This window comes from Mesorhizobium sp. B2-4-12 (assembly GCF_006441575.1).
Taxonomy (GTDB): domain Bacteria; phylum Pseudomonadota; class Alphaproteobacteria; order Rhizobiales; family Rhizobiaceae; genus Mesorhizobium.
The window spans coordinates 39,634-55,380 of record NZ_VFVC01000017.1 but is presented as its reverse complement, the minus strand read 5'-3'; the positions used below and the strand labels follow the sequence as shown (position 1 = coordinate 55,380).

General features: G+C 62.3%; 15 protein-coding genes and 1 tRNA gene. 7 read left to right on the top strand and 9 right to left on the bottom strand.

What is annotated here, in order from left to right; translation table 11 throughout:
* Positions 1-49: 49 nt before the first annotated feature.
* Entirely contained in the window at positions 50-1,240 is a 1,191-nt protein-coding gene (locus tag FJ934_RS12695) for a hypothetical protein (RefSeq protein ID WP_140609961.1), read from the top strand.
* 237 nt (positions 1,241-1,477) lie between these two features.
* On the opposite strand, the gene aspS is transcribed toward FJ934_RS12695, so the two are convergent.
* Positions 1,478-3,265 (bottom strand): aspartate--tRNA ligase, encoded by a 1,788-nt coding sequence (gene aspS / locus FJ934_RS12690; RefSeq protein ID WP_181165596.1) that lies wholly within the window; start codon positions 3,263-3,265, stop codon positions 1,478-1,480.
* 424 nt (positions 3,266-3,689) lie between these two features.
* Here aspS and rnd point away from each other — a divergent pair, with 424 nt between their 5' ends.
* A complete protein-coding gene (gene rnd / locus FJ934_RS12685; RefSeq protein WP_140609959.1) occupies positions 3,690-4,841 on the top strand; it encodes a ribonuclease D in 1,152 nt (383 codons plus the stop codon).
* Between the two features lie 17 nt (positions 4,842-4,858).
* On the opposite strand, the gene FJ934_RS12680 is transcribed toward rnd, so the two are convergent.
* The 5 genes from FJ934_RS12680 to FJ934_RS12660 all read right to left on the bottom strand — a co-directional run bounded on the left by FJ934_RS12680 (position 4,859) and on the right by FJ934_RS12660 (position 8,224).
* Positions 4,859-5,272 carry an MAPEG family protein gene (locus FJ934_RS12680; protein ID WP_140609958.1) on the bottom strand — a complete coding sequence of 138 codons (414 nt, stop codon included), beginning with the start codon at positions 5,270-5,272 and terminating at the stop codon, positions 4,859-4,861.
* Positions 5,273-5,312: 40 nt separating this feature from the next.
* Positions 5,313-5,936 (bottom strand): hypothetical protein, encoded by a 624-nt coding sequence (locus tag FJ934_RS12675; RefSeq protein ID WP_140609957.1) that lies wholly within the window; start codon positions 5,934-5,936, stop codon positions 5,313-5,315.
* Positions 5,887-7,389, bottom strand: coding sequence for an IMP dehydrogenase (guaB, locus tag FJ934_RS12670; protein WP_140609956.1), 1,503 nt, complete (start codon positions 7,387-7,389; stop codon positions 5,887-5,889). The genes FJ934_RS12675 and guaB overlap by 50 nt, the downstream gene beginning before the upstream one ends.
* A gap of 137 nt (positions 7,390-7,526) precedes the next feature.
* Complete coding sequence (locus FJ934_RS12665; RefSeq protein WP_140609955.1) at positions 7,527-7,982, bottom strand: PIN domain-containing protein; 456 nt, start codon at positions 7,980-7,982, stop codon at positions 7,527-7,529.
* Positions 7,979-8,224, bottom strand: a complete 246-nt coding sequence (locus FJ934_RS12660; RefSeq protein WP_140609954.1) for a type II toxin-antitoxin system prevent-host-death family antitoxin — start codon at positions 8,222-8,224, stop codon at positions 7,979-7,981. The genes FJ934_RS12665 and FJ934_RS12660 overlap by 4 nt, the downstream gene beginning before the upstream one ends.
* A gap of 241 nt (positions 8,225-8,465) precedes the next feature.
* On the opposite strand from FJ934_RS12660, the gene FJ934_RS12655 reads away from it, so the two are divergent.
* Positions 8,466-9,887: an MFS transporter gene (locus tag FJ934_RS12655; RefSeq protein ID WP_140609953.1), complete on the top strand. Its 1,422-nt coding sequence runs from the start codon at positions 8,466-8,468 to the stop codon at positions 9,885-9,887.
* Between the two features lie 111 nt (positions 9,888-9,998).
* Here the strand turns inward: FJ934_RS12655 and FJ934_RS12650 are convergent, their stop codons facing one another.
* Both FJ934_RS12650 and FJ934_RS12645 read right to left on the bottom strand, forming a co-directional pair.
* Positions 9,999-10,745 carry an RlmE family RNA methyltransferase gene (locus tag FJ934_RS12650; protein WP_140609952.1) on the bottom strand — a complete coding sequence of 249 codons (747 nt, stop codon included), beginning with the start codon at positions 10,743-10,745 and terminating at the stop codon, positions 9,999-10,001.
* Between the two features lie 25 nt (positions 10,746-10,770).
* Positions 10,771-12,132 carry a Ppx/GppA phosphatase family protein gene (locus tag FJ934_RS12645; protein ID WP_140610005.1) on the bottom strand — a complete coding sequence of 454 codons (1,362 nt, stop codon included), beginning with the start codon at positions 12,130-12,132 and terminating at the stop codon, positions 10,771-10,773.
* Positions 12,133-12,545: 413 nt separating this feature from the next.
* Here FJ934_RS12645 and FJ934_RS12640 point away from each other — a divergent pair, with 413 nt between their 5' ends.
* Together FJ934_RS12640 and FJ934_RS12635 are read left to right on the top strand one after the other, a co-directional pair.
* Positions 12,546-13,478, top strand: a complete 933-nt coding sequence (locus FJ934_RS12640) for a lysylphosphatidylglycerol synthase domain-containing protein (protein WP_140609951.1) — start codon at positions 12,546-12,548, stop codon at positions 13,476-13,478.
* Between the two features lie 186 nt (positions 13,479-13,664).
* Positions 13,665-13,738 (top strand) — tRNA-Gln (locus tag FJ934_RS12635).
* 594 nt (positions 13,739-14,332) lie between these two features.
* Here the strand turns inward: FJ934_RS12635 and FJ934_RS12625 are convergent.
* Complete coding sequence (locus FJ934_RS12625; protein WP_140609950.1) at positions 14,333-14,584, bottom strand: helix-turn-helix transcriptional regulator; 252 nt, start codon at positions 14,582-14,584, stop codon at positions 14,333-14,335.
* Between the two features lie 82 nt (positions 14,585-14,666).
* Here FJ934_RS12625 and FJ934_RS12620 point away from each other — a divergent pair, with 82 nt between their 5' ends.
* The gene (locus tag FJ934_RS12620) at positions 14,667-15,077 is read left to right on the top strand and encodes a hypothetical protein (RefSeq protein ID WP_140609949.1); all 411 of its coding nucleotides are present in this window, start codon (positions 14,667-14,669) and stop codon (positions 15,075-15,077) included.
* A gap of 107 nt (positions 15,078-15,184) precedes the next feature.
* Positions 15,185-15,487, top strand: a complete 303-nt coding sequence (locus tag FJ934_RS12615) for a hypothetical protein (RefSeq protein ID WP_140609948.1) — start codon at positions 15,185-15,187, stop codon at positions 15,485-15,487.
* Positions 15,488-15,747: the final 260 nt, after the last annotated feature.

Sequence of the window (15,747 nt, the reverse complement as noted above, 5' to 3'; positions counted from 1 at the left end):
ATGGCGCAAAGAATTGAAAAATAATTTCAGGATCTCAGGGAACTCCGCGATGACAATCAGACGCCCAACTCTCCGGAAATTCGCTCTTTCGACCTTCTTGCTCACACTGCCGCTGAATGCGGCCCTTGCCCAGGACACGGCGGTCGCCGATCGGCTGAAGGCGGCGCTGGCCGCCCAGGGCATCGACATCTCCTGGACCGGCGTGACCGGCGACAACACCAGCATGGTGTTGCAAGGCGTGTCGGTAAAGCCGGCGGCGGAAAAGGAGCCCCTCACCATCGGTGACGTCAAACTCGAAGGCATTACCGCGGCGAATGGTGGCTTTGACATCGCCACCGTTTCGACATCGGCCTTCGAACACAGCAAGGACGGCGTCACCCTCGATCTCAGCCCCTTCGTCATCCATGACATGGCGGTTCCCGCCGACGGCGCAACGGGCCCGCTCGGCTCCCTGATGATGTACAAGTCCGCCGAACTTTCGAACATGACGGTCAAGGTCGCCGACAAGACCGCCTTCTCGATGGACGGGCTCGCCATCGAGATTACGCCACCGGCCGACGGCAAGGCTATGGAATTCACCGGCACCACGGAAAAGTTCCACGCGGATCTGACGCTGGTCGATGACCCCAAGTCGAAAGAGGTGATCGATGCGCTTGGCTACCAGAACATCTCGGGCAATTTCGAGATGGCTGGCACCTGGCAGCCAACCGACGGCAAGATGGACCTGTCGAAATACGACATCTCCGTCGAGAATGCCGGCACGCTCGGCATGACCTTCAACCTCGGCGGCTACACGCTGGACTTCATCAAGTCACTGCAGGAGATGCAGAAGAAGATGGCGGCACAGCCCCAAGGCGCCGACAATTCCGCGCAAGGCATGGCCATGCTCGGCCTCTTGCAGCAGCTTTCGTTCAACAGCGCCTCGATTCGTTTCGACGACGATTCGCTGACCGGCAAGGTGCTGGACTATGTCGGCAAGCAGCAAGGCATGTCGGCCAAGGACGTCGCCAACCAGGCCAAGGCGATCGTGCCGTTCGGCATGGCGCAGCTCAACAATCCCGAATTGACGGCGCAGGTTACGGCAGCGGTCAGCAAATATCTCGACGACCCCAAGAGCCTCGAAATCTCGGCCGAACCGCCGGCATCGGTGCCGTTCGCGCTGATCATGGCGGGCGCCATGTCCAACCCCCTCGACCTGCCGAAGACGCTCGGCGTGGCCGTCAAGGCCAACGAGGACTGATCGAATTAGCTATCTTCTCCCCGTCACTATACGGGGAGAAGGTGCCGGCAGGCGGATGAGGGGCAGCGCCTACGCTTGCGAATATGAATTCGATTCTGAAATGAAACGATTGCCTGTCAAAAGGCCTCAGCTGCTACGACCGCTCGCAAATCGCCAGCACCCGCGCAGCCCCTCATTGTCCTGCCGGACATTTCCCTCGTATAGTGACGGGGAGAAATGGCAGTTGCAACGCTGCCGTCAGTCCTTCTTGATCGGCGCCACACGTAGGGCCAGTTCGCGAAGCTGCTGCGGCGAGGCTTCCGAGGGCGCGTTCATCAACAGGTCATAGGCCTGCTGGTTCATCGGGAACATGGTGATCTCGCGCAGGTTCTTCGCCCCGACAAGCAGCATGACGACGCGGTCGACACCGGCGGCCATGCCGCCATGCGGGGGCGCGCCGTACTGGAAGGCGCGGTAAAGGCCGCCGAAGCGCTCTTCCACCGTGGCGCGGTCCAGCCCGACGGTCTCGAACGCCTTGACCATGGTTTCAGGCAGATGGTTGCGGATGCCACCGCTGGCGATCTCAAAGCCATTGCAGACCATGTCGTACTGGAAGGCCTTGATGCCGAGCAGATCCTCGCCGTTCAGCGCATCGATGCCGCCCTGCGGCATCGAAAACGGATTGTGGGCGAAGTCGATCTTCTTCTCGTCCTCGTTCCATTCGAAAAACGGGAAATCGACGATCCAGCACAGTTCGAAGCGCTCGCGGTCGACGAGATTTAACTCCTCGCCGGCGCGGGTGCGTGCCGCTCCGGCAAAGGAAACGAACTTCTTCGGATCGCCGGCGACGAAGAAGGCGGCATCGCCATCGGCGAGGCCGAGCTGCTGGCGGATCGCCTCGGTGCGCTCCTCGCCGATGTTCTTGGCGAGCGGGCCGGCGCCTTCGAGCTTTTCACCCTCCTTGCGCCAGAAGATGTAGCCCAGCCCCGGCTGGCCCTCGCCTTGCGCCCAGGAATTCATGCGGTCGCAGAAGGCGCGGCTGCCGCCGGTCTTTGCCGGAATGCCCCAGACCTCGGCCTTCGGGTCGTTGGCCAGGATGTTGGCGAACACCTTGAAGCCGGAATCGCGGAAATGCTCCGAGACGGCCTGCATCTCGATCGGGTTGCGCAGGTCCGGCTTGTCGGAGCCGTATTTGCGCATGGCGACATCATAGGGAATGCGCTGGAATTTCTGTGTTACCGGCTTGCCGTTGGCGAAGGTCTCGAAGACGCCCCGCATCACCGGCTCCATGGTCGACAACACGTCGTCCTGCTCGACGAAGCTCATTTCGAGGTCGAGCTGGTAGAATTCACCGGGCAGACGGTCGGCGCGCGGATCCTCGTCGCGGAAGCAGGGCGCGATCTGGAAATAGCGGTCGAAGCCGGACACCATGATCAACTGCTTGTACTGCTGCGGCGCCTGCGGCAGCGCGTAGAACGTGCCGGGATGGATACGCGACGGCACCAGGAAGTCACGCGCGCCTTCCGGCGAGGAGGCGGTGAGAATCGGCGTCGAGAACTCGGTGAAGCCGACATCGGTCATGCGCTTGCGCATCTCGGCGATGATCTTCGTGCGCGCCACGATGTTCCTGTGCAGCGTCTCGCGGCGCAGGTCGAGGAAACGATATTTAAGCCTGATGTCCTCGGGATAGTCGGGCTCGCCGAACACCGGCAGCGGCAATTCCTTGGCGGCCGACAGCACCTCGATCTCGCGGGCGAAAATCTCGATCTCTCCCGTCGGCAGGTTGGCGTTGACGGTCTCGGGCAAGCGTGCCTTGACCTCGCCATCGACGCGGATGACCCACTCGCCACGCAAGGTCTCGGCGACCTTGAAGGCTGGCGAATCGGGATCGGCGACGATCTGGGTCAAACCATAGTGGTCGCGCAAGTCGATGAAGAGCAGGCCGCCATGGTCGCGCACGCGATGCACCCAGCCCGACAGGCGTACGGAATTGCCCACATCGCTCTTTCTCAACTGGGCACAGGTATGGCTGCGGTAGCGGTGCATGGTCATTGGTAAAGTCCGGATGCTGGGTGCGGGCCGAGGCCCGGCTCGAAATTGGCGCGAAAAGCGCATGAGAGGCCGGCTTTGTCAAGGCAAGCGGATGGCTTTGGGCCATTGCCGGACCTTGAGCGGCATTGCCTGAAATATCGAAGCGTTCGTCGCGTATGCGGCATCGGTGAAGACGCTGAATGTCGACACAGATTGAGTGACCGCCTCCCGGCAGAAAATCAATTTGGCGGGGGATGTTCCTGCGGCCAAGTCTTTCGCTTCGCCGCTCTGTTGTGCATCTCGGCCAGTTTTCGCTCGGCCGACTGGGAAAAACGGCGATTCCGGCGCCCCAGCCGCTTCACGACGCCAATGCCGACGCTTGACGAAAGCCTTCCCGGCTGAAATCTAGGAAGACCCTACTCCTGCCAAAAGCGATTTGATGCACGTCATCACCACCCAGAAAGAACTCGAGACCGTTCTCGCCGCTTTCGAAAAGTCGGATTTTGTCACCGTCGACACCGAATTCATCCGCGAAACGACCTTCTGGCCAATCCTGTGCCTCATCCAGATGGCGGCCCCCGGCGTGACGGCGCTGATCGATCCGCTTTCGCCCGACATAAACCTCACCCCGTTCTTCAGGCTGATGGCCAACGAGGCAGTGGTCAAAGTCTTCCATGCCGCCCGACAGGACATCGAAATCATCGTCCATCTCGGCGGCCTCGTCCCACATCCGGTATTTGACACACAGGTCGCGGCGATGGTCTGCGGCTTCGGCGACAGTGTTTCCTACGACCAGCTCGTGCAGCGCATCACCGGCGCGCGGCTCGACAAATCGTCACGTTTCACCGACTGGCGCCACCGGCCGCTTTCCGACAAGCAGCTCGACTATGCGCTGGCCGACGTCACCCATTTGATCGAGGTCTATCAGCACCTCAGCGCCGAGCTGGCGCGGGAAAACCGCGCCCACTGGCTGAATGAGGAAATGGACATCCTGACCTCGCGCGAGACCTATGATCCGCATCCCGAAGACTCCTGGAAGCGGCTGAAGATGCGGCTGCGCAAGCCGCAGGAGCTGGCGATCGTGCAGGCTGTGGCGGCATGGCGCGAACGCGAGGCCAGGGAACGCGACGTGCCGCGTGGCCGCGTGCTCAAGGACGATGCGATCTACGAAGTGGCACAGCAGGCGCCGCGCGATGCGGCGGCCCTTGCCAAGCTGCGCACCACGCCCAAGGGCTGGGAACGCTCCTCGACGGCGACAGCCCTGCTTGGCGCGGTCAATATGGCACTGGCCTTGCCCAAGGAGCAGATGCCGAAACTGCCGAAGAATTTTCAGCCCCCCGAAGGCTCAAGCGCCGCGGCGGAACTGTTGAAAGTGCTGCTCAGGATCGTTGCCGAAAAGCAGGGCGTGGCCTCGAAAGTGCTGGCCTCCAGCGACGATATCGACCGCATCGCGGCCGAAGGGGAAGATGCCGATGTGCCGGCCCTGCAGGGATGGCGCCGCGCCGTGTTCGGCGAAGCGGCGCTGAAACTGGTGCGCGGCGAAATCGGCATCAAGTTCGACAAGCGCAAGATCGCGGTGTTCGATCTGTAGGCGCCGGCCGGCGCGGCTCAAACCACTTGCAGCAGGTGCAGGGCGAACCAGATCCACCCCAGCAAAAGAACCACCGCCCCGAGGACGAAAGAACGGTTGCGCAGCAGCAGGTTGTTGCCCGTCAGGTGGATCCCGGCGTGGACATAGCGCGTCAGGACGAAAATCCACATCAGCGCCAGCGTAAGATAGTTGACGCCATTGGTCAGGTGCAACGCCAGGCACAGCACATAGAACAGCACCGGCAATTCGAATTGGCTGATGAGATTGCTGGCAACGCTGGAGGCTGGTTCGGTCGAGCGCACCTTGTATTGGCCGGCCTTGGCTTCACCCGAGTTGACGGCAAAAAATCTGCGGCGGCCGAGGACCGCGTAAACGATATAGATCAGCAGCACGTGCGCAAGCATCGGCCAGAAGATCGCCGTCTGGTTCATGAAGTGGTCCCTGCCCTGTTCGGCATCAATTCTGGCGTCATCAATCCTGGCGTCTCAGGCCCGCCACCCAAAAAACGGCAATTATGGTAACCGGGACGGCGAGAAGCGCGAATTTGGTGACGATCAGCGCCGACGCGAAAGCCAGCGAATCCGGGTTGGCGTACAGGAAATCAGACAAAAGCCGCGCCACGGCGACGTTCTGGGCATAGTCGGCGATCGTGTAGGGCAGCACAAGGACCAGCGCGAAGATCGACTGCACCTGCCCCGACAGTACGCGGAAATTCTTCAGGCGACGACCGGTCGCCAGGATCAGGCTGACCAGCGTCAGCGACAGCAATGCCGGGAATAAGAGGTCGAAGGTCAGATAGTGCCAGACCAGAATGATCTCGCCGCCGCGCCGGCCGAGCGCCGTCAGCCAGGCCATGCCTTCATCGGGCGTAAAACCGAAATAGCGCATGTCGAGCGACGGCAGGCCGCCGCTCAACTGGCGGAAATAGAAGAACTCCAGCACCGTCATGAGAATGAAAACCGCCGCCGACAGGAAACAGAGGGCGGCAGCGTGACGTGACAGCCGCAGGACCGCCGCCGTCAGGCTTCGCCCGATTCCGTCGGAATCAGGCTCCGCCGGGATAGTTCGGGCTTTCGCGGGTAATCGTGACGTCATGGGCGTGGCTTTCACGAAGTCCGGCGTTGGATATGCGCACAAAGGTGGCGCGTTCGCGGAAATCGGCAAGATCGCGACCGCCAACATAACCCATAGCGGCTTTCAGGCCGCCTGCAAGCTGGTGCAGCACGCCAGACACAGGTCCTTTGTAGGGAACCTGCCCTTCAATGCCTTCCGGCACCAGTTTCAGCGTATCGCGCACCTCGGCCTGGAAGTAGCGGTCGGCGGAGCCGCGCGCCATTGCGCCGACAGAACCCATGCCGCGATAGGCCTTGAAGGAGCGGCCCTGGTGCAGATAGACCTCGCCTGGGCTTTCGTCGGTTCCGGCCAGCAGCGAGCCTATCATGGCGGCGCTGGCGCCGGCCGCGAGCGCCTTCGCGAGATCACCGGAATATTTGATGCCGCCGTCGGCAATGACCGAGGCACCCGATTTGTGCGCCGTCTCGACCGCCGACATGATGGCCGAAAGCTGCGGCACGCCGACACCGGCAACGATGCGGGTGGTGCAGATCGAGCCCGGGCCGATGCCGACCTTGACGGCGTCGGCGCCAGCATCGATCAGGGCCTGCGTGCCTTCGGCGGTGGCGACATTGCCGGCCAGGATGCGAACCGAGTTGGAGAGTTTCTTGGCGCGCGCGACCGCATCCAGCACGCGCTGCGAGTGGCCATGCGCGGTATCGATCACCAGAAGGTCGACGCCGGCCTCGATGAGGCGTTCGGCGCGCTCGAAGCCGTCGTCGCCGACGCTGGTGGCGGCCGCCGCGCGCAGGCGACCCTGCGCGTCCTTGGTGGCGTGGGGGTTCAGCTGCGACTTCTCGATGTCCTTGACGGTGATCAGGCCGACGCAATTTCCTGACTTGTCGACCACGACGAGCTTTTCGATCCGGTGCTGGTGGAGGAGCCGCTTGGCTTCGTCCTGGTCGACATTCTCCTTGACCGTGATCAGGTTCTCACGGGTCATCAGTTCGTAGACCTTCTGCCCCGGATCGGAGGCAAAGCGCACGTCGCGATTGGTCAGGATGCCGACCAATCGGCCGGTCTTGTGGCCGCCAGTGCCGCCATTCTCGACCACCGGTATGCCGGAGATCGAGTAGGTGCGCATCAGGGACAGCGCATCGGCAAGCGTGGCGTCGGGGCCGATGGTGACCGGGTTGACCACCATGCCGGATTCGAATTTCTTGACCTGACGCACCTGCTCGGCCTGTTCGGCCGGCGAAAAATTGCGGTGGATGACGCCGATGCCGCCGGCCTGGGCCATGGCGATGGCGAGACGCGCTTCGGTGACGGTGTCCATCGCCGCCGACAGGATCGGCACGTTGAGGTCGATGTCGCCGGCGATGCGGGTGCGGATGTCGGTCTGGCCGGGCATGACCTCGGAATGGCCGGGCTGCAACAGCACGTCGTCAAAGGTCAGCGCCAGCGCGCCGGTGGACGTTTCGATGATCTTTGCCATGGCCAGCCCTTTGAATGCGGAAAAAGCGCTGGACCAGAATGGGCAGCGCCGACTCTCATCTTCCCTTTCAGGATTGGCGCTGGCTGGTAACACGTCGCGGCGCCGATGAAAAGCCGATCGTTGCGGCGTTCCGCGTTCTAGTCGCCAGACTTCCCCGCCAGAGCATCAAGCAATGCATGACGTGGCGCTGCAAAAGGACTGACGACAGTGACCCCGCCCCATGTGAAGCCGTCTTGCAGATCTTCCGAGACCAGCAGCCGACAACCAGCTTGCGAGGCCGTGGAGAGAATGACCGAGTCCCAAATGCTGAATCGGTGATCGGCAGCCAGATCAGCGGCCATCATCATCACATCTTGCGTCGTCGCGGCAACGGAGAATGCGTCGCTCCAGCTCAGAAGGGCATCCCGTGCCTCCGCGGGCGGTCTTCCTGCCTTGCGGACCAAAACGTTGAACAGTTCACCAAGAACCTGAACAGGAATAACGGCGTCATCTTGCTGGACATTGCGCAGCAATTCGAGAACGACGTCGCGCTTCTCCGCACCGTTCACCCCTTCCGCGTAAGCAAGGACATTGGTATCGAGCGCGATCTTCAATGCTCGTCCTCGTAGAGTTCATCACGCGTCCACCGCCCGGCATCCATGACAGGCTGGCGCTCAAGGCGCGACAACAACGCCGCGCGCGATCGGGCAGCCACACCCTCCTGATGATCCGCGGGCACGATCCGAGCGACCGGACGCCCGTGACTGGTCACCACGTAGCTTTGTCCTTCGCGAACGCCGCGCAGCAGGAGAGAAAACCTGCGATTGGCATCGGCTGCCGAAACAGCTTTGTCCATGATAATGTCCCATAGTAGTTATATTCACTACAATAATGATGTGTACCGCTCCCTGCAAGGTGTCCCTTGCCTGGAACGGATATGATCTCTGCCGGCATGGGCATGTCAAAGCGAAAGTCGGCATCCTTGCGGTCGCACAAAAGTGACAGCAAATTAACACGACATCGGTGCCCGGCCGTGATACCCGCCCCTCGTATCGGCTCGCCCCCGGCCGGAAAGAGAATCTGAAACAGGCACGCTCGTGAACCGCACCATTCCGCTCATCCTGGCGGTCGCACTTTTCATGGAAAACATGGATTCGACCGTGATCGCGACGTCGCTGCCGGCGATCGCCATCGACATCCATACCAGCCCTATCGCGCTCAAGCTGGCGCTGACCGCCTATCTGGTGTCGCTGGCGATCTTCATTCCGATCAGCGGCTGGATGGCCGACCGCTTCGGCGCCAAGAATATCTTCCGCGCCGCGATCGCGGTCTTCATCGCCGGTTCGGTCGCCTGCGCCTTCTCAGGTTCGCTGCCGGCCTTCGTTGTGTCACGCTTCCTGCAAGGCATCGGCGGCGCCATGATGACGCCGGTCGGGCGCCTGGTTCTGGTGCGTGCGACGCCCAAGAGCGAACTGGTCGCGGCCATGTCGTGGCTGACCATTCCCGCGCTGGTCGGCCCGCTGGTGGGCCCGCCGATCGGCGGCTTCATCACCACCTACTTCACCTGGCACTGGATCTTCCTGATCAACGTGCCGATCGGCCTGATCGGCATCTGGCTGGCCACCCGCTTCCTGCCCCAGACCGAATCCATGGAGACGCCGCCGCTCGATTTCATCGGCTTCGTGCTCAGCGGGTTGGCGGCATCCGGGATCGTGTTCGGCCTGTCGGTGGTCAGCCTGCCCTATTTGCCGCCGGCGACCGGCTTCATCACCGTGGCCGTCGGGCTGGTGTCGGGCGCGCTCTACCTGATGCATGCGCGCCGCGCCAAAAACCCGCTGCTGGCGCTCGAACTGTTCCGCAACCAGGTGTTCCGATCCTCCGTGCTCGGCGGCTCGCTGTTCCGCATCGGCATCGGCGCGGTGCCGTTTCTTTTGCCGCTGATGTTCCAGATCGGCTTCGGGCTGACGCCGTTCCAGTCCGGCATGATCACTTTCGTCTCGGCAATCGGCGCCATCGGCATGAAATTCGTCACCGCGCTGATTTTCCGCGTCGTCGGCTTCCGCCGCGTTTTGATCGTGGGCTCGCTGGTCGCCGCCGGATCGATCGCCATCAACGGCCTGTTCACGCCCGACACGCCCTACCTGCTGATGCTGTCCGTGCTTCTGGTCGGCGGCTTCATCCGCTCGATGTTCTTCACCGGCGTCAATGCGCTGTCCTATGCCGAGGTTTCGGCCGAGGACACCAGCAAGGCAACGCCGATCACCGCCGTGTTCCAGCAATTGTCGATCGCGCTTGGCGTGGCGGTGGCCGGCGGCATATTGGAAGTGTCGACGAGCGTCCATGGCGGACCGCTGACGCTGACGGATTTCCACACCGCCTTCTTCATCGTCGCCGCGATCTCAGCCGCCGCGGCGCTCTCTTTCATGCGGCTGGCGCCGGATGCCGGCAACGCCGTGTCGGGCCATGGCCGGCTGACGACACCGAAGGACCTGCAGCCGGCGAGATCGCCGGGGGAGTGAGTCCGGCCGTTTCGTTCTCCCCTCGCGAGAGAAGGCGGATCGGGCGCGGAGCGCCGAGACGGTTGAGGGGTGTTGGACGGAGTGAGACATTGGTGCTCCTTGGAACACCCCTCATCCGTCGCCTTCGGCGCCACTTTCTCCCACAAGGGGAGAAGGAAGGGAGCGCCCCTTAAAATCCTTCGCCAGCAAATAGAGTTCGACCGACTCATCGCGCGAAGCCGGCGGTTTGACGTGGTGGACGGAGCGGAAATTCTTCTTGAGCATCGACAGCAGCTCGTTTTCCGCGCCGCCCTGAAAAGTCTTGGCGAGGAAATGTCCGCCCGGCTTCAGCACGGACAGCGCGAAATCGGCCGCCACCTCGCACAGATGCATGGTGCGGATGTGGTCGGTCCGCTTATGGCCAGTGGTCGGTGCCGCCATGTCGGACAGCACGACATCGGGATCGCCACCCAGCGCCTCGGACAGTTTGCGCGGCGCATCCACGTCCAGGAAATCCATCAAAAGCACCGGCGCTCCAGGCACGGCATCCATTTCCAGATAATCGATGCCGACGACATGCGGGTTTTCCGCCGTCGATTTCGTGCGCGCGGCTGCCACCTGGCACCAGCCGCCGGGCGCAGCGCCAAGATCGATCACCTTCATGCCGGGCTTTAGAAGATGATGCTTGTCGTCGATCTCGATCAGCTTGTAGGCCGCGCGCGAGCGATAGCCATCAGCCTTCGACCTCTGCACATAGGGATCGTTGATGTGGCGCTGCAGCCAGCGGCGCGAGGACTCCTTCAGGCCGCTCTTCTTCTTGATACGCGTCTTCAGCACGCGAATGCCGGCCGTTCCTGGCTTTTCCGGTTTCTTGGTCATCGCTTGATTTCTTGTCCGAGCATGATCATGCTCTGCCACGCCCATCATTGCGCCAGACGCCGTCATCGGCCATCAGTTCGCTCAGTATGCCCTCGCGCAGGCCACGGTCGGCGACACGCAGCCGCTCCGACGGCCAAACCGCGCGGATCGCCTCCAGTATGGCGCAGCCGGCCAGCACCAGATCGGCGCGATCGGCGCCAATGCAGGGATTGGCCACACGCTGCTGGAAATCCCAGCCGACCAGTCTCTCCACCATGCGGTCGACGCTGTCGCGGTCCATCCACAGCCCGTCGACCCGGCGGCGATCATAGCGTTCGAGATCGAGGTGGACGCCGGCGAGCGTCGTTACCGTGCCGGAGGTGCCCAGCAGATGGAAGTTCGGGTTGGCCTTGAGGTGGCTTAGCCGGTCGCGGCCATCGAAGGCGGCCAACCGGCCGGCAACGTCATCGACCATGGCCGTGAAAATCTCGCGTGTCACCGTGCGGCCACCGAAACGTTCGGCCAGCGAGACGACGCCGACCGGCAGCGACGTCCAGGAGACGATATGGTTGGCGAGGCGCGGCGACCGGCGACCGGTGAGATCGATCAGTGCGATTTCGGAAGAGCCGCCGCCAATATCGAACAGGACGACGCCCTGCGTGTCGCGCTCGACCAGCGAGCCGCAGCCGGACACCGCCAGCCGCGCCTCGGTCTGGCGGTCGATGATCTCGAGCTTCACGCCGGCCTCGCGCTCGACGCGTTCCAGGAACTCGACGCCGTTTGCCGCCGAGCGGCAGGCTTCCGTGGCGATCAGCCTTGCCTTCCTGATCTTGCGGCTGCGCAATTTGTCGCCGCAGATCTTCAGCGCCTCGACGGCGCGGTCCATCGCCGGCTGGCTGAGCCGGCCATTGGCAGTGAGCCCTTCGCCCAGCCTGACGATGCGCGAGAAGGCATCGATGACGCGAAACTGGCCATGCCGTGAGGGAACGGCGACCAGCAGCCGGCAATTGTTGGTGCCGAGGTCGAGGGCCGCGAAGACGGGAAGCTCGTGCACCGGCGGGCGGCGGACGCCCTGCTCCGGGCGCGGCGTTGAAGCGACGGGCGAGATCACCGGAGCCGCCTGCTTCGGTTCCATGGCCGAGACAGCGGCTTTGCCTGGCATCGGCGATCGATTGTCTTGGGGGCGCGCTTCGTCGCGCGCAAAAACCTTGCGCCCTCGCCTTCGCTTGCGCCGCTTCTTGGGCTTGCCCTTCTGGTTGCGGGTCGCGTCGCCCGCCGGCCCGTCGGCGGAGCCAAGCTCCGTCGGGCGGCGTTGCTGCCAACCGGCTGTCCCCGAGCCAGATGGCCCTGGGGAAGCGCTGGACGCGCCCACCTCCGGCGCGCCTGCGCCGGTGTCGCGGTCTTCCACTGTCGTTCCTTCCGGCGCCGCGCGAACCGATGACGGACGCTGCAGGCGCTTTGGCATGTTTCAAGTTGCCGCCAGACTAACAGCGGTGCGCCCGATCACCAAGAGCCATGCGCCGAATTTTGCCGGCTGGGCTCCCAAGCCGCCTTCGTGCGTAATCTAGCCGCAAGGCTGGATTGATAGTGTGAGACTGTCGGAGACGATCTCCCGGAAGAGCCGACGCCTCACCGCTTGCTGGCGCCTTTGCACCGCCTTCGGTGCAGGCGGATCTTGCAGGTGGGTAGCACCGGTAAGCGTTCGCGGTTGAATAGCCGGCTTCAATGAGGCATTTCTGAAATGAACGGAAGAAGCCGGGCAACCGGCCTCCCATCTTCAAGAGAAAAGGAAGCGGACACGCAACGCATGGCAGTCAGGCAATGAACTGGAGACGCTATTTCTGGCCGGTCGTCGGCGGTGCCGCGGTGATCTTCTCGCTGCTGTTGCTCTGGCACGAGCTGCGCGGCATCTCGATCGACGATGTCTGGGACGGGCTTGCCGCCATTCCAACCCGTGGCTGGGTGCTGGCGGCGCTCAGTTCCGTCATCGCCTATGCCGCGCTCGCCGGCTACGACCACATCGCGCTCCTGCATATCGGCAAGAAGGTGTCGTGGCTGTTCGTGACGCTCTGCTCCTTCACCACCTACGCACTTTCGCACAATATCGGCGGTTCGGTGTTCTCCGGCGCCGTCATCCGCTACCGCGCCTATGGCACCAGAGGGCTGACCGGACAGGATGTCGGCGTGCTTGTGGCAATCTGCTGGATCACCTTCGTGCTGTCGACCATCCTGATGGCCGGCCTGGTGCTGGTGTTCGAGCCCGAGATCCTCGACCGGTTTTCCGGCATTGCCCATCATGGCCTGTCGGAAGCGGCCGGCATTGCGATGCTGCTGATCGTCGCCGCCTATATATTCGGCAGCTGGCTGCATCTGCGCCCGCTGAAGATCGCCAGCTTCCAACTGCACTATCCGGCGCTGCCGATCGTCGCCAGGCAGTTGCTTATCGGCCCGATCGAATTGCTCGCCGCCGCCGCGATCATCTTCTTTGCCCTGCCCGAAGCCCAGAATCCCGGCTATTTCGTCGTGCTCGGCGTCTTCCTCGTCTCCTTTTCGGTCGCCCAGCTCTCGCACGCGCCGGGCGGGCTCGGCGTGTTCGAAGTGGTATTTCTCGCCGGGCTTTCCGACATGGACCCGGTGGGCGTGCTGGCCGCACTGCTGGTGTTCCGGCTGCTTTATCTCATCATCCCGCTGATTCTCGGGCTGGGCATCGTGCTGTTCTTCGAACGCTCGCAATTCAGCCGGACAGAGAGCTGAGGCGCGGCCAGCGGGCTTCTCCTGTTCACGGGCAGAAGCTGCCGGCAGGCTGATGAAGGGCAGCGCAAACTTGTGCGATTGCCCGATTTGTACCGCAGAGCAGGCTTGACTATTTTCCGCTGGCGGCTACAAGGCAGCGCTCAAGCGGCTCAGCCGCTCGGCCGCGCGGTTCATGACCGCACCTGCTGGGGAATAGGTTAACGGTAGACCCACGGACTCTGACTCCGTTAGTCCTGGTTCGAATCCAGGTTCCCCAGCCAAACAAATCAAGCACTTAGCCAAATCTAGACACGCCGAACAAGCCGCCATGTCGCGTTTGTGTCGCGTCAAGCGCCAAGCAGGGACTTTTCCGCCGCTGCCAGTTCTTCCTGGTCATTGGTGCCGGGGAACAGGTGTCCGTAGGTGTCGGCGGTCATGACGATGCTGGAATGCCCCATGCGCGCCTGCACCGTCTTGATATCCTTGCCCTGCCCGCCGGTTTTCCTTCGGGTTGAACATGGCCGCGGAAATCATCTATTGCCCGTTGTTTGTTTTCGTCAGTGTTGAAACGAGGCTGGTCGTAAGCCATCATAATAATAGCCCGGAAGCCTGCCTTGCCTGATGCAAATTTGGGATCGTTGGCGACTTCAAGAACTGATTGCATCGGGGTGCCGTTCTGCCGAGCAGTCATAACCGCTTGTGCGGCTCCAGCGACCTGCGCACATGCTTCATCTGTGGTCATTGCCGAGACTGAATGGGCCGTCACGCTCGCACAAAGACCAAGCGCAACAACGAGTGGGAATCTACTCAAGATACACCCCTCCCTTTTTCCCCCAGCAAGCATTGCGCAATCTAGGATTGCACGCAAGCTGCCTTCAGGCCTTGCGGAGCCGCACGCCAGCCCCGCCGCCGTTCTCTGGGATGAACTCGACGCCAGCCGCCTCAAGGGCGCGGCACACTGCTTCGACATTATTCGCCATACCGACAGCCTGGCCGTCGCTGCCCTCCATGCGCTTGACGGTCGGCACAGAAACCTTTGACAGCTCTGCCAATTCCGGTTGTGTCATGCCGACGAGCGTTCGAGCAGCGGCGATTTGTCGGCCTGTCGGCTTATCCATTCGGATCAACTTTATCTAAAAGTGTTGACGTTTGTGCCAATGTGATCTATTCGTATCACTGTAATACGAAAACATCAACCTGGAAGTCACCATGCCGAACACCCATGTTCCGGCGGCCGGCGAAACTATGGCCGCTGTCGAGGGAATGCACATCATCACCGGGCGATTTTCTCGCCGCCGGCTCCTTGTCGGTCTCACCTCTGTTGCAGCCATGGGAGCAGCTACAACGGCCTTGGCCCTGCCGGCGCCGCTTACCCTGGTCGCGCCCAGCAGAGAAAGCACCGAGGCCAAAATACGCCGCATCGAAGCCTTATTGGACACGCTGCCGCCAGAACTGGCCGCCGCCTATCGTGCGCAGCTGCGCAGATGGATTGACCATATAGTATGGATGAACGAGGGCGGCGCTCCCCGTGCTGAAATCCTGGCATACATTCGCGGCCTGAAGGATAACGATGGAGTCTTCGCGCAATTCAAAGCGAAGTTGTCGGGGGCGACCATATGAACGCGCCTGTCAGCCTTCTAAAGCCCTATGGAATGCCCGCTGGGATAGATCCCCGCACATGGCCCAGCGAAGTCCAGAAGCGCCTTGACGACCTCCTAGACCGCGCCATGAGCCTCATCACCGCGCTCGACCTCATGGAAGCCGATTGCGATCTGGAAGACGGCGCAGACCATGAGCCATACATGGCGGGCTGGTCTGGCGACAACGACGATCGTGAGGCCGATCACCGCGACCTGGAGGACGACGGCACCGAGGAGCCGACGCTAGGCGCTCCGAACCGCTACCACAATCAAACCCATTGGGCGGACGGCGCGCGTGGCGACCACGAGCGGGAGGTATGCACCGACCGGGAGCGGGATGATGCCGAGATCGATTTTCCCGGCTTTATCGAGGGCGGGCACGGGATCTGAAATCCCCGGTTTTATCAAGGTCTAACGACCGGGAAAGCGAACTAGAAAGGACACTTAGTAACAGTTGATTCAACCATTGCTGGTATTATGCAAGCGTGGTAGCGGCGGCTCCGGCATAGCTGGCGGGCTGGTTGCCGGAGCCGCCTACGCAGTCAGGTTGGGGTTTGACCGCGCTGTTCCAAAATAGGACAGCGCGGTCAACGATTCATTAAAATGATCCCCATCACCTCCGCTGATTTGGCCGGCGGCTTCGCTCCGAG